This is a genomic window from Streptomyces odontomachi (assembly GCF_024435355.1).
Classification (GTDB): domain Bacteria; phylum Actinomycetota; class Actinomycetes; order Streptomycetales; family Streptomycetaceae; genus Streptomyces; species Streptomyces odontomachi.
In genome coordinates this window covers 244,684-263,542 of sequence record NZ_JAMJWG010000002.1, presented here as the reverse complement: position 1 = coordinate 263,542, position 18,859 = coordinate 244,684, and the positions used below count along the sequence as shown (strand labels likewise).

The 18,859-nt window shown below is 73.3% G+C and carries 15 protein-coding genes and 1 pseudogene; 10 read left to right on the top strand and 6 right to left on the bottom strand.

Features of this window, described 5'->3' with window-relative positions:
- Window positions 1-4: 4 nt before the first annotated feature.
- The 6 genes from NQO67_RS05780 to NQO67_RS05755 form a co-directional block, all read right to left on the bottom strand.
- A complete protein-coding gene (locus tag NQO67_RS05780; protein WP_255947456.1) occupies window positions 5-589 on the bottom strand; it encodes a hypothetical protein in 585 nt (194 codons plus the stop codon).
- Between the two features lie 245 nt (window positions 590-834).
- Window positions 835-1,281, bottom strand: a complete 447-nt coding sequence (locus NQO67_RS05775) for a PTS-dependent dihydroxyacetone kinase phosphotransferase subunit DhaM (protein ID WP_255947455.1) — start codon at window positions 1,279-1,281, stop codon at window positions 835-837.
- Window positions 1,274-1,918, bottom strand: a complete 645-nt coding sequence (dhaL, locus tag NQO67_RS05770; RefSeq protein WP_255947453.1) for a dihydroxyacetone kinase subunit DhaL — start codon at window positions 1,916-1,918, stop codon at window positions 1,274-1,276. Before dhaL ends, NQO67_RS05775 begins: the two co-directional genes overlap by 8 nt.
- A gap of 89 nt (window positions 1,919-2,007) precedes the next feature.
- On the bottom strand, window positions 2,008-3,000 hold the full coding sequence (gene dhaK / locus NQO67_RS05765) for a dihydroxyacetone kinase subunit DhaK (RefSeq protein ID WP_255947451.1): 993 nt from the start codon (window positions 2,998-3,000) through the stop codon (window positions 2,008-2,010).
- A gap of 118 nt (window positions 3,001-3,118) precedes the next feature.
- Window positions 3,119-5,236 (bottom strand): SpoIIE family protein phosphatase, encoded by a 2,118-nt coding sequence (locus tag NQO67_RS05760; RefSeq protein WP_255947449.1) that lies wholly within the window; start codon window positions 5,234-5,236, stop codon window positions 3,119-3,121.
- A 135-nt stretch (window positions 5,237-5,371) separates the two neighbouring features.
- Window positions 5,372-6,682, bottom strand: coding sequence for a diacylglycerol/lipid kinase family protein (locus tag NQO67_RS05755; protein ID WP_255947447.1), 1,311 nt, complete (start codon window positions 6,680-6,682; stop codon window positions 5,372-5,374).
- A gap of 327 nt (window positions 6,683-7,009) precedes the next feature.
- Here NQO67_RS05755 and NQO67_RS05750 point away from each other — a divergent pair, with 327 nt between their 5' ends.
- The 10 genes and pseudogenes from NQO67_RS05750 to NQO67_RS05705 all read left to right on the top strand — a co-directional run bounded on the left by NQO67_RS05750 (window position 7,010) and on the right by NQO67_RS05705 (window position 18,840).
- The gene (locus tag NQO67_RS05750) at window positions 7,010-7,396 is read left to right on the top strand and encodes a four-helix bundle copper-binding protein (RefSeq protein ID WP_255947445.1); all 387 of its coding nucleotides are present in this window, start codon (window positions 7,010-7,012) and stop codon (window positions 7,394-7,396) included.
- Between the two features lie 568 nt (window positions 7,397-7,964).
- The gene (locus tag NQO67_RS05745; protein WP_255947444.1) at window positions 7,965-8,858 is read left to right on the top strand and encodes an oxygenase MpaB family protein; all 894 of its coding nucleotides are present in this window, start codon (window positions 7,965-7,967) and stop codon (window positions 8,856-8,858) included.
- A gap of 22 nt (window positions 8,859-8,880) precedes the next feature.
- Window positions 8,881-11,343, top strand: coding sequence for a serine/threonine-protein kinase (locus tag NQO67_RS05740; RefSeq protein WP_255947443.1), 2,463 nt, complete (start codon window positions 8,881-8,883; stop codon window positions 11,341-11,343).
- A gap of 127 nt (window positions 11,344-11,470) precedes the next feature.
- Window positions 11,471-13,030: a phytoene desaturase family protein gene (locus NQO67_RS05735; RefSeq protein ID WP_255947442.1), complete on the top strand. Its 1,560-nt coding sequence runs from the start codon at window positions 11,471-11,473 to the stop codon at window positions 13,028-13,030.
- A gap of 318 nt (window positions 13,031-13,348) precedes the next feature.
- Window positions 13,349-13,558: a hypothetical protein gene (locus tag NQO67_RS05730; protein ID WP_255947441.1), complete on the top strand. Its 210-nt coding sequence runs from the start codon at window positions 13,349-13,351 to the stop codon at window positions 13,556-13,558.
- Window positions 13,555-14,106 (top strand): annotated as a pseudogene (locus tag NQO67_RS05725) (GH25 family lysozyme); the annotation flags it as partial. The gene NQO67_RS05730 and the pseudogene NQO67_RS05725, both read left to right, overlap by 4 nt.
- A gap of 719 nt (window positions 14,107-14,825) precedes the next feature.
- Window positions 14,826-15,068, top strand: coding sequence for a DUF397 domain-containing protein (locus NQO67_RS05720; protein ID WP_255947440.1), 243 nt, complete (start codon window positions 14,826-14,828; stop codon window positions 15,066-15,068).
- A gap of 94 nt (window positions 15,069-15,162) precedes the next feature.
- Entirely contained in the window at window positions 15,163-16,074 is a 912-nt protein-coding gene (locus tag NQO67_RS05715) for a universal stress protein (protein WP_255947439.1), read from the top strand.
- 189 nt (window positions 16,075-16,263) lie between these two features.
- A complete protein-coding gene (locus NQO67_RS05710) occupies window positions 16,264-17,652 on the top strand; it encodes a cytochrome ubiquinol oxidase subunit I (RefSeq protein WP_255947438.1) in 1,389 nt (462 codons plus the stop codon).
- Window positions 17,653-17,784: 132 nt separating this feature from the next.
- Window positions 17,785-18,840: a cytochrome d ubiquinol oxidase subunit II gene (locus tag NQO67_RS05705; RefSeq protein ID WP_255947437.1), complete on the top strand. Its 1,056-nt coding sequence runs from the start codon at window positions 17,785-17,787 to the stop codon at window positions 18,838-18,840.
- The last annotated feature ends 19 nt before the right edge of the window (window positions 18,841-18,859 follow it).

The following is an 18,859-nucleotide window of genomic DNA, read 5'->3' as shown; positions in this document are numbered from 1 at the left end:
GGGGTCAGACGCGCTTGTGGGCACGCCGGCGGTACAGGTACCAGGCACTCGTTCCGACCGCGGCGGCCACCAGGGTCCCGCCGATCGCGGCCGTCAGGGGCCCGTAGTCGGTGCTGCCGCCGCCCACGCCGCCCTGGACGGGCAGGGACGGGGAGGCCGTGGGCGACGCGGTCATCGTGGGCGTCGTGGTGGGCATCGTCGTGGCGGTGGCGGAAGGGGAGGTCGTGACCGGTGTCGTGGCGTTTCCGGTGCTGACGTGTACCGTGCCGGTGCCGGCCGTGGTGCCGTCGCTGCACATCACTATCACGGTGTGCGCCCCGGACGGGACGCTCGACCACGACGCGCTCTGGGTGGATCCGGTCGTGCTCAGGGTGGCCTGCCGGCCCTGGGCGAAGATGGCCTGCCCGCTGGAGAGCAGGGAGGCATTGCCGCCGTTGGAGCACGCCGATGTGGAGACCCGTACGGTGGAGCCCGTGGCGGACACGCTGACTCCGGCCGCGACTGCCGTCGGTCCGTACGCCAGGGACAGCGGCAGCGCGACGGCCGCCGCGGTCAGGCCGGAACGGACGACTATCTGAGTAGTGCGCATAGGTTTGCCCTCCGGCGGCACGGGTGGCGGTACATCCCAGGCGCCGCCGAAGGTCGGGAGATCCGTGCTGCCTCGTGTCGAGCCAACGTGGATCGGGCGACATCCGCATGCCGGCGGAGGCCAGGGGGGTGAGCGGGTCGCTCCCCTGGCGTAACCGGGGTTGCGCCCCGGCCGGGTTCGGGAACCGGGGCGCCACCGGTCACGGGCCGGGGCCCACGTGCGCCCCGCGTGCCGGATCCCCCGGGTCACGTCTTGCGGTAGCCGTACGCCTCCGTGGCCGCCGACTCGACCGCGTCGAGGGGGGCACCCGCGGAGGCGGTCACCACGGCGGCCACCGCGCCCTCCACGAAGGGCGCATCCACGAGACGGGTGTTCTCGGGGAGTTCGCCACCCTCCACGAGGAGCGCCTTCACGGTCAGGACCGCGCTGCCCAGGTCGGCCAGCACCGCCACGCCCGCACCACGGTCGACCCGAGCCGCCGCGGCGGAGATCAGCTCGGCGCTGGTGCCCAGACCGCCGTCCGTCGTGCCGCCCGCGGGTGCCACCGGTGCGGTCGCGCCGCCGCCCGCCAGGTTGGCCGCCAGTTCGGCGATGGACTCCGCCACGGCTGCGCTGTGCGAGACGAGCACGATGCCGACCTGGCCGCGGGCGGCGTCCGACACACCGCCCGCGGCGCCGGATGCGTCACTCACCGGACGCCCCCTGACCGCCGGTGCCATCGGTGCCGTCCGCCTCCTCGGCGACCTCGGCGAGCGCCGCGATCAGCAGCGCCGAGGACGTCGCGCCGGGATCCTGGTGGCCGATGCTGCGTTCCCCCAGGTAGCTGGCCCGGCCCTTGCGGGCCTGGAGCGGTGTGGTCGCCAGCGCGCCCTGCTCGGCTGCCGCACGGGCCGCCTCGAACGACGTGTCGAGACCGTCGGCGGCCGGTAGCAGCGCGTCCAGCATGGTCTTGTCGCCGGGCGCGGCACCGCCGAGGCTCGCCACCGCGTTCACGCCGGTGTGCAGCGCACCGGCGAGGGCGGCGCGGTCCACCGTGGCCGCGTCACCGAGCGCCTTGCCGACGCGCCGCAGCAGCGTGCCGTACAGCGGGCCGGACGCGCCGCCCACCGTGGAGACCAGCCGGCGCCCCGCCAGCATCAGCACCGCGCCGGGGGTGTCGGGGTGCTCCTCCTGGAGCGCCGACACGACCGCCTTGAACCCGCGGAGCATGTTGGAGCCGTGGTCGGCGTCGCCGATCGGCGAGTCGAGCGCGGTGAGGTGCTGCGCATCACGCTCCACCCAGGCGGCGGCCACCGTCATCCAGCGGTGGAAGAATGCGGCATCGAGCACGAGATCTCCTAGCGGGTTCGGTTCTGGCGCGCGCACGCCCGGGCGCCCCGGAGGGCCGGCGGGCGCACGCTTCGGGCACGGACGGGATGTCAGGCTCCCCAGCGCAGCCCGGGGGTACGCACCGGGGCGTCCCACAACCGGAGCAGTTCCTCGTCCACCTGGCACAGCGTCACCGACGCACCGGCCATGTCCAGCGAGGTCACGTAGTTGCCGACCAGGGTGCGGACCACCGACACATGACGTTCCGACAACACCCGCTGCACCTCCGCGTTGAAGCCGTACAGCTCCAGCAGGGGAGTGCCGCCCATGCCGTTGACCAGCACCAGGACCGGGCTGGACGGCTTGAGGTCTTCCAGAACGGCATCGACGGCGAAGTCGGCGATCTCCCGCGAGGTCATCATGGCGCGCCGCTCGCGGCCCGGCTCGCCGTGGATCCCGATGCCGAGCTCCAGCTCGCCGGCCGGCAGGTCGAACGTCGGGCTGCCCTTGGCCGGGGTGCTACAGGCGCTCAACGCGACACCGAAGGAACGGGCGTTCTGGTTCACCTGACGGGCGATCGACTCCACCTGCTCCAGTGGCTGCCCCTCCTCGGCGGCGGCTCCGGCGATCTTCTCGACGAACAGGGTCGCACCGGTGCCGCGCCGGCCGGCCGTGTACAGGCTGTCGTTGACGGCGACGTCATCGTTGACCAGTACCTTGGCGACCTGGATGCCCTCGTCCTCGGCGAGCTCCGCCGCCATGTCGAAGTTGAGCACGTCGCCGGTGTAGTTCTTCACGATGAACAGCACGCCCGCGCCGCTGTCGACGGCCGCGGCGGCCCGCACCATCTGGTCCGGCACCGGTGAGGTGAACACCTCGCCGGGACAGGCGGCCGACAGCATGCCCGGACCGACGAAGCCACCGTGCAGTGGCTCATGCCCCGAACCACCGCCGGACACCAGGGCCACCTTGCCCGCGACCGGCGCGTCCCGGCGGACCACGACGCGGTTGTCCACGTCGACGGTCAGCTCCGGATGGGCCGCGGCCAAGCCGCGCAGGGCGTCGGCGACGACCGTCTCCGCCACGTTGATCAGCATCTTCATCGGTACCTCCAGCGGTGGGCCCACGCAGGGCGGAGCGCGGCTCGGCAGGCCGTCGTCCGACCGGCGCCGGTGTGTGCCACGAGCAATATCATCAGTATCAAGAAAACGCCGTCACACGTCATCGTCGGGGCCCCGGAGCGTGTGGCACACCGTCGGCGGCGCCCGGATCCGCCCTCCGCTCCGGCACCAGGAACTCCGACCACACGCACTTGCCCCGGCCGCGCGGCTCCACGCCCCACAGGTCGGAGAGCTGGTCCACCAGGATCAGCCCGCGCCCCGACACACCGGACTCGCCCGCCTCGCGGCGACGGGGCAGGGCGCTCGCCGCGTCCTCCACCTCCACCCGCAGCCTCTGGTCCGGCCCCTGGAGCTGCCGCATGGTCACCGTCGCCGGCCCGTCGGTGTGCAGCAGGACGTTCGTGATCAGTTCGTCGGCGACCAGCTCGATCTCGTCGGTGCGCTCGGCCGCGCCCAGGGTGCGGCCGGCGGTGCGGATCATGTTCCGGGCGCTGCGGAGCGCGTCGGGGTCGTTCGGCGCGACGTCGCGACGCAGCTGCCGGCAGGTCCGGTCGCCGCCCTCCCTCCGACGGCGCAGCAGGAGCAGTGCCACGTCGTCCTCGCCTATCCGCTCGTCGACGACCACGCAGAGCCGGTCGGCGAGCTCGTCCAGGTCCTCCGGGCCGCTGCTGACCTTCGCGGCGAGGGCGGCCATGCCCTCGCCCAGGTCGATGTCGGGATGCTCCACGAGGCCGTCGGTGAACAGCACGAGAGTCTGACCGGGGGCCAGCTCCACCGCCGTCGTGTCGTACTCGGGCCGGCCGAACTCGTGGGAGTGCCCGAGCGGCAGCCCACCGCTCACCTCCAGCCATCGGCAGCCGCCGTCCGCCAGCCGCACCAGCGGCGCCAGGTGCCCGGCCCGCACCAGTTGGAGGATGCCGGTGGTCAGGTCGGCCTCCGCGTACACGCAGGTGGCGAACCGCTCCGTGTCGAGTTCATGGAGGAAGGCCGAGGCCCGGGCCATCACGGTCGCCGGGGTGTGCCCCTCGGTCGCGTAGGCGCGCAGCACGATACGCAGCTGGCCCATCACGGCGGCCGCATGCGTGTCATGGCCCTGGACGTCGCCGATGACCGCGGCGAAGCGGCCCTGCGGCAGCGGGATCACGTCGTACCAGTCGCCGCCGATCTCCCGGGCCATCGAGGCGGAGCGGTAGCGGACCGCGACGTCGGCGCCCGGCACGGCGGGGATGCTGTGCGGCAGCATGGCCTGTTGCAGGCTCTGGGCGAGGTCCTTGGCCTCGTCGTAGAACATCGCCCGTTGCAGGCTCTGCGCGATGCTGCTGGCCAGCGCGAGCAGCAGATTGCGCTCCTCGTCGGTGAACGCGTGCTCGTCGTGGTAGTGCAGGCCGATGACGCCGATGCAGTGCGCTTGGGCGATGAGCGGCAGGTAGGCGGCGGACGACACGCCGTAGGCGCGGACGGCGAACCCCAGCGCCGGGTACTGCCGGATGAGCTCCTCCGGCGACGCGTAGAACAGCGGCCTGAGCGTGCGCACCGCCTCGTTCGTCGGGAACGGTTCCTCGACGCGGGTCAGCTCCGCGCCCGGTTGCAGGCGGTCCATCGGGGTGGCCGCGACGATCTGCACGTGCCCGCCTCGCACCAGCCCCAGCAACAGGCTTGCCGTGCCCAGCCGCTCGACGTCGTGGCTGTCCTCCAGGACGTTGATCACGTCGTGCACGGTGTGTGCGCGGGCCAGCGCCGAGATGGTGCTCTGCACGACCACGCCGAGCTGGCGCGCGCCGCCCTGCGGTTCGCCGCGCTGCGGCGCCGACTCCTCGAGTTCGTCCGTGGCGTCCCGGACGATCCCGTAGACCTTCCGCACGCGCCCCTCCCGGTCCCGCTGGAGGTAGCCCTGGGCGTGCGCCCACTGGAACTCACCGTCGCGCCGCTGCATCTGGAAGTAGGTCCCGTAGCTGTCGGCGCCGCTGCGGATGGCCTTGGTGACCACATGGGCGATGCGGCGCCGCTCGACCATCGGGATCCGCCGGCCGAGGGAGGTGGGGCGGTCGTCGTACTCGTCGTTGCGCAGGTCGAACACGGCCAGCGCGGTGTCGTCCATGCTCAGCCGGCGCCGGTCGAGGTCCCACTCGAAGCTACCCAGCCGGTTCAGCTCCAAGATCGGGACCTCGTCCGTGGATGCCGTCTCCCCGCGCGGCGGGTCGGCTCCCCTTCCGGTCATACATCCATATTGCTCTTGTTCGCCCCTTCCGGAGAGAAACATGCATAATGCAGGCTTCTGTCGTGGTGGGGCGCGTCCCGACGCGCGGTCCCCCCGGCACAGGCGCGCCTTGCGCCGGCGCCGGCTGCGGCTCCGTCAGCGCAGCCAGGGAGCCTGGTCGGCCGGCCGGTAGAGGGTGACCGCGCGCGGCAGCTTGTCGAGGACCAGCCGGGTGTCCGAGGCGCTGGTGACCTCGCCGTCGTAGGCGAAGCGTGGATCGCCCTCCAGCACCTCCAGGCGCAGCCGGCGCACCTGGGCCGTGGTGAGCACGCGGGAATTGGGCAGCGTGCCGGTGAGCACGGCCAGCAGCAGCCGGGTCCGGGCGAACGCGGTGCCGCCGTCGACCACCCGTACGTCGAGCAGCCCGTCGTCGAGCTGGGTGCGGTAGGTGGGCGCGAAGCCCGCCGGGTGGTAGATCCCGTTGCCGGCGAAGAGCAGCCACAGCCGGCGCGACCGACCGTTCACCGCGATGCGCACCGGGCTGCCGGTGGCCAGCACCGTGGCGAGGCCCGCCGCGAGCGCCGGCCACTTGCCGATGCGCCGCTCGAGACGTTCCCTGGCCCGCACCAGATCCGTGTAGACGCCAAGGCTGAAGGTGTTCAGGAAGAGCTGCTCGGTGCCGCCGGCCGCCGTGGCCCGACCCACGTCCGCGGTCACCGCGTCTCCCTCGCGGACCGCCCGCGCCACGTCCGCGAGGCTCTGGTTGCCCAGGTCGGCGGCGAAGTGGTTGAAGGTGCCGCCCGGGAAGACGGCCAACGGCACACCGTGCCGGATGCACACCTCCGTCGCCGCGTTCACGGTGCCGTCGCCGCCGCATATCCCCAGGGCGCCGGTCTGCTCGGCGGCCCGCCGCGCCGCGGCGTCCAGCACCTCGGTGAGGTCGTCGCCGGCCTCGGGCACGGTGAGCTCCGCCTCGGGCAGCAGCGCGCGCAGCTGGTCAGCGGTCGACTGGGTGCCGAACGACACCCCGGACGACGGGTTGATCACGAGGTGCAGCCCGGCCCCGTCGCGCAGTGCGGGCGCCGGGGTGCGCGGTGGGGCCGCCGCCGCTGCCGCCGCCGGCTTCACCGGCCACCAGCGGCAGGTCAGCGTCGCGGCACCGGCTCCTATCGCTATGCCGGCCGCCACCTCGCCCCGGTGCCGCCCACCGGCCCGGATGCGCAGGGCCGCCACGGTCGTCGTGAGGGGGCCGAGCAGCAGTCCCAGACGGGGCGCCTCCAGGGCGGCGCCCAACGTCACGGCCGCCGCCGCTGCCGCGCGTCCGGCCGCGCCGGTCGGTTGTGCCCGGCCGGTCTGGGGGGTGGTGACGAGAGCGCGGGTGACCGCGGCGGCGATGGCCAGCGAGCCGAGCGCACGCAGCGCGGCACGCCGGGCCGTGCGCCCGGACAGTCCGGGTGACCACTTCATCTACCAGCCCACCCCTGTGCTCGGCCGCCGCAGCGATCCTTCGCGCTGCCTCCTGTCGCGCGCAAGCACGCAGGTCACGGGTGCGGGCGCCGGCCCACCCTACTCCGCGGGGCGGCAGGGACGGCAGCGGGCTACGCGAGGCAATGTGCACCGACCCGACACGCGCCGCCGCGCCCCCCGGCCCATGCGCGCGGGCCGGAAAGCTCTCGGCGGCCGGGGTTTGGTACCCGCGGGGCGCGGCTACCCGCACCATGGCCGGTGGTGCGGCAGGCGAGCGGCCGGAGGCGGTAGGAGAGCGAGCTCACGAGCTCGGAGAGGAGCCGAACGGTGACGTCCACGGCGTGGCACGCGGAGGACCGGCAGGACCTCGTCGCGTTTCTGGAAGAGGGTTTCGCCTGCGCACAGGCTTGTGCCGACTGCGCCCGGATCTGTGCCGGCCGAGTGAGCTTCGCCGGCCCCGGAGAAGGCGGTGTGGGGCACGAGCTGCGACGGCAGGCCGTGCTGTGCACGGAGGTCTGCGACGCGACCTGCGCGATGCTGTCCGAGCAGGCCCATCAGGACGAGTACGGCATGCGGATTCAGGTCGAGTGGTGCCGGGCGATGTGCCTGGAGTGTGCGCATGTGTGCGACCGGCACGAGGGCGCGCGGGAGTGCGCGGCGGCATGCCGCACCTGCGCGCGTGCCTGCTCGGACTTCCTGGCGATCCTGGGCTGACGGTCACCGGGGCCGGACGGCCCGCCGCGCGCCGTGGCCTTCGCGGGGTGCGCGGCGGGCCGGGGCGGTCACCGTCGTATCCGAACCACCGGGCGCGCGCGGATGTGCGCGCCCTTTCCCCGCGCCCTCGGAAAAGGCCCTGGCGCCTGAGCTGTTGCAACGGGGGCCGCTGACCGCCCCGTCGAGCCCCGACCCGCGGCAGCGGCACTCCGACGAGGTGCAGGAGAGCGCCCGTGTGGCGCAGAAGGGGTCCGTGCACTCCCGGGACGTGCCCCAGGTGGCCGGTCCCGCTCGGTGCCGCGCCTGTCGGCTGTGATCCGCCCGGTTCGGGACGTAAGCTCCGAACCCTTCGCCCCCGCAGCGGGAACGTACGGACACCACCTGGGCGTTCTCGCGACGGGGCATGCCTAGAGTGGACCGGCGACCGTCCCTACCGGGACAGCCGTGGACGGGACGGGCGATCCGGGCCGGAACCGTCGATCCGTCGGGCGGGGCGCCCGACGTGCGGGTGCGGGACGGTGACGGCGGTGACCACGGCAGCGAGAGGTGCGGGGAGGGTGCGGCTCTGATGGCGGACGGCGACCCGGGGCTCTACGGGCCCTCCTCGGTGACCTGGCAGATGCACGCCGATCCGGTGATGTGGGTGGCCGGGATCCGTGCCCTGTACCTCCAGGCCCTGCACCCGCGGGCGGTGCGCGGCGTCACGCAGAACTCCGACTTCCGCCGCGACGCCTGGGGCCGGCTCATCCGCACCGCGCGGTTCATATCGACCACGACGTACGGCCCGAGCGAGGCCGCCCAGGAGGCCGGCGCCCGGGTCCGCAAGGTGCACGCCCGGCTGACCGCCACCGACCCGGACACCGGAGAGCGCTACGGCGTCGACGAGCCCGAGCTGCTGCTGTGGGTGCACTGCGCCGAGATCGACTCCTACCTGCACGTGGTGCGCCGCTCCGGTTTCCCGCTCACCGACGAGCAGGCCGACCGCTACATCGCCGAGCAGGCCACCGCCGCCGCGCCGCTGGTCGGGCTCGACCCGCGCGAGGTGCCCGCCGACGCCGCACAGCTCGCCCGGTACTTCGAGCGGATGCGGCCCGCCCTCGCCGCCGGCCCCGAGGCACGGGACGTCGCCGCCTTCCTGCGGCGCCCCCCGGTACCCCTGCCGCTGGCACCCGTACGCGCCCTGCTCTGGCGCCCGCTGGCCCACCTCGCCTACGCCGCCCTGCCCCCGTACGCCCACCGGATCTACGGCATGCCGGCGCCGCCACCCGCCCGGGTGACCCGGCGGCTGCGCGTCACCGGGGCCCTGCTGCGCCGGATCCCCGGCCGGTTGAGGTGGCAGCTGCCGCCCAAGCACATCCTGCGTGCGATGGCGCGCCTTGGACCCGACAGTCGCCCCACGCCGTACAAACTCCGGACAGGGGTCGCCATACTGGACGGGCCGGGGGAGGGCACTGCGAGGTGACGACGGGGGGTGACGACGGCAGATGGCGGAGGCCGCACTGATTCAGGGCCGCTATCAGCTGCTCGAAGTGATCGGGCGCGGCGGCATGGGCGAGGTGTGGCGGGCACGGGACGAGGCGCTGGGCCGCAGGGTGGCCGTCAAGTGCCTCAAGCCGCTGACGCCGCAGCAGGACCAGTCGTTGACCCAGGTGATGCGGGAGCGGTTCCGCCGTGAGGCACGAGTGGCCGCGTCGCTCCAGCACCGCGGGGTCACCGTCGTGCACGACTTCGGGGAGCACGAGGGCGTGCTGTACCTCGTCATGGAACTGCTGGAGGGGGACAATCTCAGCCAGTTGATGGCCCGCCAGGAAGACCCCCGGCGCGCGCTCCAGGTCGCCGAGGTCGAGGAGATCGCCGACCAGGTCGCCGCCGCCCTCGCCTACACCCACGAACAAGGCATCGTGCACCGCGACCTGAAGCCTGCCAACATCATGCGGCTGGCCGACGGCACGGTGAAGCTCTGCGACTTCGGCATCGCCCGGCTCGGCCACGACGTCGGCTTCACCCAGAAGCTCACCGGCTCCGGCATCGCGATGGGCACCCCGCACTACATGTCGCCCGAGCAGATCGGCGGAACCGAGGTCGACCACCGCAGCGACCTGTACTCGCTGGGCTGCGTGCTCTACGAGATCGCCACCGGGGCGCCGCCGTTCGACCTGGAGGACGCCTGGGCGGTGCTCGTCGGGCACCGTGACACCCCGCCGGCGCCACCGAGCAGCAAGCGCGCCGAACTCCCCGGATACCTGGAAAAGATCATCCTCGATCTGCTCGCCAAGGACCCCGAGGCCCGCCCCGGGGACGCACGCGAGCTGACCCAACGCATCCGTGCGGGCCGCGCCACCACCGCCGCCCTGACCGGCCCGCCCGTCGTCACGCGCCGCGCGCCCGCCGAGCAGCGCGGCCCTGTCGGACCGGGCACCGAGTTCGGCCAGCCACCCCTGTACCAGGCCCCGGGCCTGCCGTCCTGGACCCAGGGCATGACCACGGGACCCAAGGCGACCGGCGCCGGCCTGCTGCGCACCACACCCCCCGAACCGACGTCCGGCCTCACCACCTCGTGGACGTCCCCCACGGGGGTGCGCCCTGCGGTACCGGACCGCCCCGGCACACCGTCAGCGCCGCACCCGACGCCGTCGCACACCGCCGTCGGCCGCCCGACCGGGCCGGGCGCCGCGCACCCCGCCCCACCCGGCACCGACGGCGTTCCACCCCCGGCCCGCACCGGATCCGGCCACCCCCACGGACCCACGGGCAGCACGGGCCGGCAGCCGGTCCGCGGCACCGGCCACCTGCCGGCCGCCACCGACCTGGTCGCCGTGCTCGCCTCCCGGCACGAGGCGGGCATGAGCCTGAGCCGACTGGGCCGCTGGGCCGAGGCGGGCGAGGTGCACCGTGCCGTCGCAGCCGAGCGTTCCCGGCTGCTCGGACCCGACCACCCCGACACCCTCGCCAGCCGTTATGAGGCCGCGTTCAGCCTCAGCCGCACCGGCCGGCCCGGCGCCGCGCTCGCCGAGTACGGCCGGGTGGCCGCGGGCCGCGCCCGGGTGCTGGGACCCGACCATCCCGACACGCTCGCCGCACTCCAGGAGACCGCGTTCGAACTCGGCCAGGTCGGCCGGCACGCGGAGGCCCACGAGGTGTACACGGCGGTGCTCGCCGCACGCGAGCGCATCACGGGCATCGACGACCCCGACACGCTGCGCTGCCGGCACAACCTCGCGTTCAACCTGAGCCGCCTCGGCCGCCTGGAGGAGTCCTGCCGCATGGCGTACGAGGTCGCCGCGGCCCGCGCCCGGGTGCTGGGCGCGCAGCACCCCGACACCTTGGTGACGCAGTACGAGGTCGCCTACGTCCTCGGTCTCATCGGCCGCTGGGCCGAGGCGCTGGAGATCTACCGCACGGTGGCCTCGGCACGCGGCCGGGTACTGGGACCCGACCACCCCGACACGCTCGCCGCCCGTTACGAGATCGGCATCAGCCTGGGCCGGCTCGGCCGCAGTGCCGAGGCCCTGGAGCTGTACCGCGGCCTGATAGACGACCGCACCCGGGCGCACGGCGCCGACGATGCCGAGACGCTGCGCGCCCGGCACGGCCTCGGCGTCAACCTGGGGCGCCTCGGCCGCTGGGAGGAGGCCGTCGCCGAGGCACGCGAGGTGGCCGGGGTCCGTGCCCGGGTGCTCGGCGCCGACCACCCCGACACCCTGGTCAGCCGTCGCGAGGTCGCCGTCGCGCTGGGCTGGCTCGGCCGCTGGCCCGACGCCCTGCCCGAATACCGCGCGGTGGCCGCGGCACGCGCCCGCTCGCTCGGCCCCGGCCACCCGGACACCCTCGCCGCGCTCAACGACGAAGCGCACTGCCTGGAGCAACTGGGCCGCAGCCCGGAGGCCGTCGAGCTGTACCGCCGGGTCGCGGCGTTGCGCAAGCAGCACGCGTCCGGCGGCAGCTGACCGGGCACCAGCCCGCCGGCGTTCCCCACCGCCGAGCGGCGGCACCCGGGCGTCCACCGGGACGGCGCGCCACCCCGGGGCCCCCGTCCCCCTGGCCCCGAACGATCTTCGCGTGCTACCAAGAACCATGCCTGCTCGCGATGCCTATGACGCCGTGATCGTCGGCGGGGGACACAACGGTCTGGTGGCCGCCGCCTACCTGGCCCAGGCCGGACGGTCGGTGGTCGTGCTGGAGCGGCTCGAAGGACCGGGCGGCGCTGCCGTGTCCACCCGCCCCTTCCCCGGCGTCGACGCCCGTCTGTCCCGGTACTCCTACCTGATCAGCCTGCTGCCCCGGACCATCGTCGACGACCTGGGGCTCCGCCTGGCGCTGCGTAAGCGAAGCGTCTCCTCCTACACCCCGGTCGAGCGCGCCGGAGGCCCGACGGGGCTGCTGGTCGGCGCGGGTTCCGACATGGCGGAGCGCACCCGGGCCTCCTTCGCGCGGTTGACCGGCGGCGACCGGGCGCACGAGGCGTGGCTCGCCTTCTACGCCCGCACCCAGCGCGTCGCCCAACGGGTCTTCCCGACGCTCACGGAGCCCCTGCCCACCCGTGCCGAGCTGCGTCGCCGCATCGACGACGAGGACGCGTGGCGGATGCTCTTCGAGGAGCCCATCGGGGCGGCGATCGAGGAGCACTTCGAGGACGACCTGATCCGTGGCGTCGTCCTCACCGACGCGCTGATCGGCACGTTCGCCTCCGCCCACGACCCGTCGCTGTTGCAGAACCGCTGCTTCCTCTACCACGTGATCGGCGGCGGCACCGGCGACTGGGACGTGCCGGTGGGCGGCATGGGCGCCTTCACCGACGCGCTGGCCGAGGCCGCTCGCGCGGCGGGCGCCGAGATCGCCACCGGACACGACGCGATGCTCATCGAGACCGACGGCCGGTCGGCCGAGGTGACCTACCGGACCGCGCACGGCGAGGGCACCGTCGCCGCCCGTCATGTGCTGGCCGGGACCTCACCCCAGGAACTCGCCACGCTGCTCGGCGAGCAGCCGCCCGCCCCGGCCGAGGGCGCCCAGCTCAAGGTCAACATGCTCCTGGAGCGGCTGCCACGGCTCCGGGACAGCGCGGTCGACCCCCGCGAGGCGTTCGCCGGCACCTTCCACATCGCCGAGGGGTACGACGCCCTGGCACGCGCCCACGCCGAGGCCGACAGCGGCACCCTGCCCACCGCCCCGCCCTCGGAGATCTACTGCCACTCGCTCACCGATCCGACCATCCTCGACCCCGCACTCGCCGAACGCGGCTGCCACACCCTCACCCTGTTCGGGCTGCACACACCTGCCCGGCTGTTCAGACACGACAACACCGGCGTACGCGAGCGGCTGCTGAGCGCCACGCTCGCGCAGCTCAACGCGCACCTCGCCGAGCCGATCGAGGACTGCCTGGCCCGGGACGCCGACGGCAGGCCCTGCATCGAGGCGAAATCCCCGCTCGATCTGGAACGCGATCTGCGGCTGCCGGGCGGTCATATCTTCCACGGCGACCTCTCCTTCCCCTGGGCGACCGACGGGGCGGACCCCTGGGGCGTGGCCACCGGCCACGTCAACGTCCTGCTGTGCGGGGCGGGTGCGGTTCGCGGGGGCGGGGTGAGCGGCATCGGTGGTCACAACGCCGCCATGGCGGTCCTGGGGCGCTGACGGCGGGCCGACGCGGATCCGGAACCGGAGGAGGCGGGCGGGCGTCCTGGCCGGTGACGGCAGGCGACGGAATGGATGACAGTGCGACACCTCGCAAACCCGTCCCGCACATCGCGGGACGCAACCGCGGCGGAACGGTACGGCAGGGGGACAGGGGCGTCTCATGAGGTCGGTCGGCCGGAACGACCGCCCCTTTCGCCCCTGCCGTCACAAGCGCCACGCACACCCGCGTCCGCACGCATCACAGGCAGTCAATTGCGCATCATCCAGCTCGATATGGCCTGGTGGCACACCGCGGTGATGTCGGACAATAGGGGTATGCACAGCATCGGCCGGACCGGCATCGGCGGCGGGCGCCCGGAGTGCGGCCTGCGCGGCAGCGTCGGATGGGGCAGCCGCGCTGTCGGCACACGGCACAGCGCGGGCCGGTGCGAGCACGGGAGGGTGTGGCCGTCCCGGGCCGACTTCAGTGACCTGGTGGACGACGGCGAAGCCGTGCCGCCCCATCGCGTAAGGGAGCCGCTGTGATCAAAGGAATCGACGTCAGCGATTATCAGGGGACCGGGTTCTCGACGAGCGGCCTGGGCTTCGTCATCGTCAAGGCCACCGAAGGCCGCTCCTATGTGAACCCCAAGCAGGCCGCCCAGGCCAAGCGGGCCCGCGACGCCGGATGCGTGGTCGGCTTCTACCACTTCCTGTGGCCCGGCAACATCGCGGCACAGGCCGAGTACTTCGTGGCGAAGTGCGCCTCATCCGAAGGCGACCTGCTCTTCGTCGACTGGGAGAACACCTCGTCCGGCACCCGGGCCTCGGGCGCCGAGAAGGACGCCTTCATCCGCGCCGTCAAGAAGCTGCGCGGCGCCCAGCACCGCGTGGGCCTGTACTGCAACCGCGACTTCTGGCTCAACCGCGACACCACCTCGTACGCCGGCGACGCCCTGTGGATCGCCGATTACAACGGCCATCCCGGTGCGCCCGGCATCAAGGCCAACTGGCTGTTCCACCAGTACACCAGCACGCCCATCGACACGAACGTCGCCAGGTTCGCCGACCGTTCCGCCTTGAGGAAGTGGGCCACCGGCGCGGGATCATCGACGGAGGACGACATGCCCAAGTACGTGAATCTCGGTCTCGACAAGCCGTACACCATCCGCCCTGGGCAGGACTGGGACGCGATCGAGTTCACCAAGGAGTGGACCGACGAGACCGGCGACCACGCCAGTGACGGTTCGGTCTTCGTCCGCGGCCCGGCCCGCTTCACCGGTCAGCTCTCCCTCGTCCTGGAGGGCGTCCCGGTCGGCGCCCAGGTCCAGGCCCGCCAGTCGGAGGTCGACAGCGACGGCGACTACCAGACCGACCACCCCATCACCGAGGTCATCGGCTCCGAGGGCAACACCTACGTGGTGATCCCCCTGGTCGGCCGCGTCGGCAAGGGACGCGGCATGCGCGTCCGCGTCAAGGGCTTCCAGGACAGCCCGATCACGGTCTCCTCCGCCGTGCTGAAGGCGCTGGTCTGGAAGGAGGACTGAGTAGTCCTCCCGGCGCCTGGAGCCCGGCGCCCGAAGGCAGGCCCGAGCGCACCCCACCAGCCCGTCCGGCGTACGAGGACGAGCCCTTGAGGTGATCTCACCCGGCGGGAGGCCCGTAAGGGGAACGCCCCCACCAGGGCAAGGCCCCCCGCCGGGGAGAGACACCTGCCGCACAGGGGCGCCGCCGCTGTGCCGTCCGCCCCTGTGCCGCGTTCACCCCACTCGCTAGGCTGGCCGCGCCGAACGCAATCGGGAGGAGCACGCACGTGGCCGAAGGCATCACCCGGCGTCCACCGTTCTCGGGCTGGGACAAGCCGGACCTCGACCTGAGCAACGCCAACTGGCGCTCCAGCAGCGGCGGACGTGGCGACGTCCAGATCGCGTTCGTCGAGGGATTCATCGCGATGCGCAACAGCGGCCGCCCCGAGAGCCCGTCCCTGATCTTCACCCCCGACGAGTGGGGTGCGTTTGTGTCGGGTGCTCGCGAGGGAGAATTCGATCTGACCTGATATGACCGGATTCGGGGGGCCCGACCTGGCCCGTCGCGCGGCCGACTGCTCGTAGTCGGCCCGGCCGCGGTGGCGCGCCGAAGACGAGGAACCCATGAGCACGCTGCCCATCGTCGTGGGCGTCGATGGTTCGGACGGCAGTCTGCGCGCCCTGGACTGGGCCCTGGCGGAGGCACAGCTACGCGGTGCGCCGCTGCGCCTGGTCCATGTGCGCCAGTACGCCGCGTGGACCAGGCCCGAAGCGCTGGCGACCAGTCCACAGCAACCGGCCGACGACCTGGTGCTGGCCCGCGTGCTGAGCTCCCTCACGGGCCGCACGCACCTTCCGGAGCTGGACAGCAGCAGCCTGGAGGGCGCCCCGGGTGCGGTCCTGACGGAAGCGGGCCAGAGCGCCCAACTGCTGGTGCTCGGCTCGCGCGGCCGTGGCGGGTTCGCCAGTCTGCTGCTCGGCTCGAGCGGCATGGCCGCCGCCCGTGACGCACCCTGCCCCGTCGTGGTCGTGCCCCGGCCCGGGCGCGAGGTGCCCGACACGGGACCCACTGAGCCCGGCCCGCGGATCGTCGTCGGAGTCTCCGCCGAGACACCCGACACGGACGCCCTGTCGTTCGCCTGTGCCGAAGCCGCCCGGCACGTGGCCCGGCTCCACGTCGTCTGCGCCTACCCCTGGCCGGCCTACGCCTGGGCGGGACCCGGCGACTTCGTGCCAACCCCGGAGGACCAGGAGGCGGCCCAGGCGGCCACCGCCGACCAACTGGACGAGATCCTCGGCCCCTACCGGGCCTCCTACCCCGACGTCACCATTCAGCCGAAGGTGCTGCCAGGTGACGCCGCGGGCCATCTCGTCGCCGCGTCGAAGGACGCCGTGCTGGTCGTGGTCGGCCGGCACCGCAGGCGTCTGCTGCATCCGACCCGGCTCCTGGGGTCCGTCACGCATGCCGTGCTGCTGCACGCAGCCGCGCCGATCGCGGTCGTGCCACCCTCCCAACCGCTCGAACCGGCGGCGTGACGACCGCCCCCTGACCGTGGCCGGGTGCTGGGCCCGGTGTTCGGTTTCGGGCGCGGTGTTCGGTGGTACCCCTGCTGTTCGGCACCGCCGCCCCCGAAACGTCCCCTGTATGTCCGGCCCAGGAGCCGCCATGAACCCGTCCGGTCGTGTGGGCACCCGCGCGCCCGTGCGCTGCGTGGAGCGCGCTGGATGACCGGCTGGGCCGCGGTGGTGCGCGAGGGGGACCTGGCGGCGGCGCGGGCGCAGATGGGTTTCTCCCTCGCCTGGCACATCGTGGTGGCCTGCCTCGGCGTGGGGCTGCCGCTGCTCACCCTGGCGGCCGAGTGGTACGGCATCCATACGGGTGATCCGGCCCGCCGCCTGCTGGCCCGTCGCTGGGCGCGCGGCATGGGCGTGCTGTTCGCCGTCGGTGCGGTGTCCGGCACGATCCTCAGCTTTGAAATGGGGCTGTTGTGGCCCGGTCTGATGGGGCGCTTCGGGCAGGTCCTCGGGCTGCCGTTCGCCCTGGAGGGCTTCGCCTTCTTCCTTGAGGCGATCTTCCTGGGCATCTATCTCTACGCCTGGGACCGCCTGCCGCCCAAGCGCCACCTGCTGACCGGAGTGCCCATCGTGATCGCGGGGCTCTGCTCGGTCTTCTTCGTGGTCTGCGCCAATGCGTGGATGAACCAGCCCCGCGGCTTCACCCAGCGCCGCGACGGCTCGTTGGCCCGCGTCGAACCGTGGGCGGCCATGCTCAATCCGGCCAGCCCGCCGGAGAGCGTCCACATGATCCTCGCCGCACTCATGGTGGCCTGCTTCACGACCGCGTCCGTGTACGCCGTCGCGCTGCTGCGCGGCCGCGACGACACCTACCACCGGACGGGGTTCCTGCTGCCCTTCTCGCTCGGCGCCGTCGTCACCCCGTTCCAGATCATCGCCGGTGACTGGGCGGCACGCTTCCTCGCCACGTACCAGCCGATCAAACTCGCCGGCATCGAGGGCGTCTTCCGCACCGGTTCGCACGTCCCGCTCACCGTCCTCGGCGTCGCCCCCGGCAACAACGAGCTGCGGTACGGGCTGAAGATTCCGGACGGCCTGTCACTCCTGGTCGGCTACCGGCCCGAAACGGTCGTCACCGGACTGCACGAGGTGCCGCGCGACCAGTGGCCCCCGGTGACCGCCATCCATCTGTCGTTCGATGCGATGGTCGGCATCGGAATGCTGCTGTTCTCGATGGGCGTGGTGCTGCTGTTCGGCTGGTGGCAGGCCCGGCGCACCGGCCGCGACCTGGGGAGCCTCAAGGGCCGGCGCATCTTCCTGATGGTCGCCGCCGTCTGCGGGCCCGCCGCCGTGGTCGCCCTCGAGTGCGGCTGGACCGTCACCGAACTGGGGCGGCAGCCGTGGATCGTCTGGGGCGTGCTGCGGGTGCGCGACGCCGTCAACCCGGCGCCCGGCCTGATGACGGGACTGTGGCTGGTGCTGCTGGTGTACACGGCGATGACCGCCGCCACGGTGTACGTCCTGCGGCGACTGGCCCGCGCCACCCCCGTGCCGATCGCACCCCAGGAGAGCGATGTCGAGCGCTATCCGGTCACCTGAATCCGGCGGAGCACGCGGTCCCCGCCCCGGGCCCGGGCCCGGCGGGCCCCGTCCACCCCGCCCGCCGCTGCGCCGCGCCCCCGGGTGCCTGCCCGGGCCCGAAACCGGGCGCCCTGCCAACGGGAGCCGGTCGTGCTCGCCGATGTGACGCTGGCCGTGATGTGGATCGGCCTGACCTGCTACGCGCTGTTCGGCGGGGCCGACTTCGGCGCCGGATTCTGGGACCTGCTCGCCGGACGCACCCGTCGCGGCCTGCCACAGCGCCGGCTGATCGAACACAGCATCGGCCCGGTGTGGGAGGCCAACCACGTATGGCTGATCTTCGTGCTGGTCCTGCTGTGGGCGGCGTTCTCCCCGGTGTTCGCCGCGGTGCTGTCCACGCTGTACGTGCCCCTGACGCTCACCGCCCTCGGGATCATCGCGCGCGGCGCCGCCTTCGCGTTCCGCAAGGCCAGCACCGAACTCTGGCAACAGCGGCTGTTCGGGGCCTGCTTCGCGGTGTCCTCGGTGGTCACCCCGTTCTTCCTCGGCACCGTCGCCGGGGGCGTCGCCTCCGGCCGGGTCCCACCGGGCCTCGCCCGAGGCGACGTGGTCGGCAGCTGGATCAACCCCACCTCCGTACTCGGCGGCGTGCTCGCGGTCCTGACCTGCGCCCATCTCGCCGCCGTCTATCTGTGCGCCGACGCCGCCCGGACGGAGCACGGGACGCTGGCCCGCGCGTTCGAACGGCGAGCGGTGATCAGCGGACTGCTGTGCGGCCTGGTCGCCCTCGCGGGCATCGGCATCCTGCACGCGGACGCGCCGGCCCTCTTCCACGGCCTCACCCACCGCGCCCTGCCACTGGTGATCATCGGTGCCGTCGCGGGCACGGCGGACCTCGGCCTGCTGGCACTGCACCGCTACCTCGCCGCCCGCGCCGCCGCGGCGCTCGCGGTGGCCGCCGTCCTGTGGTCCTGGGGCGCCGCCCAGTACCCGGACATGCTGGTGCCCGGCACCACCGTGGCGGATGCGGCATCGTTGCCTTCGGTGCTGCGGGCGAGCCTGATCTCGCTCAGCGTGGGCGCCGCGCTGCTGATCCCGTCGCTGTGGCTGCTGTACGCGACCTTCCAGCGACCGGAGCCCGCGCACGGCACATCTGGCGGGTCCACCGGGTCCACCGGGTCCACGGGCCGGGCCGGCGAACGGTAGGACCGCGCCGGACCGGCCG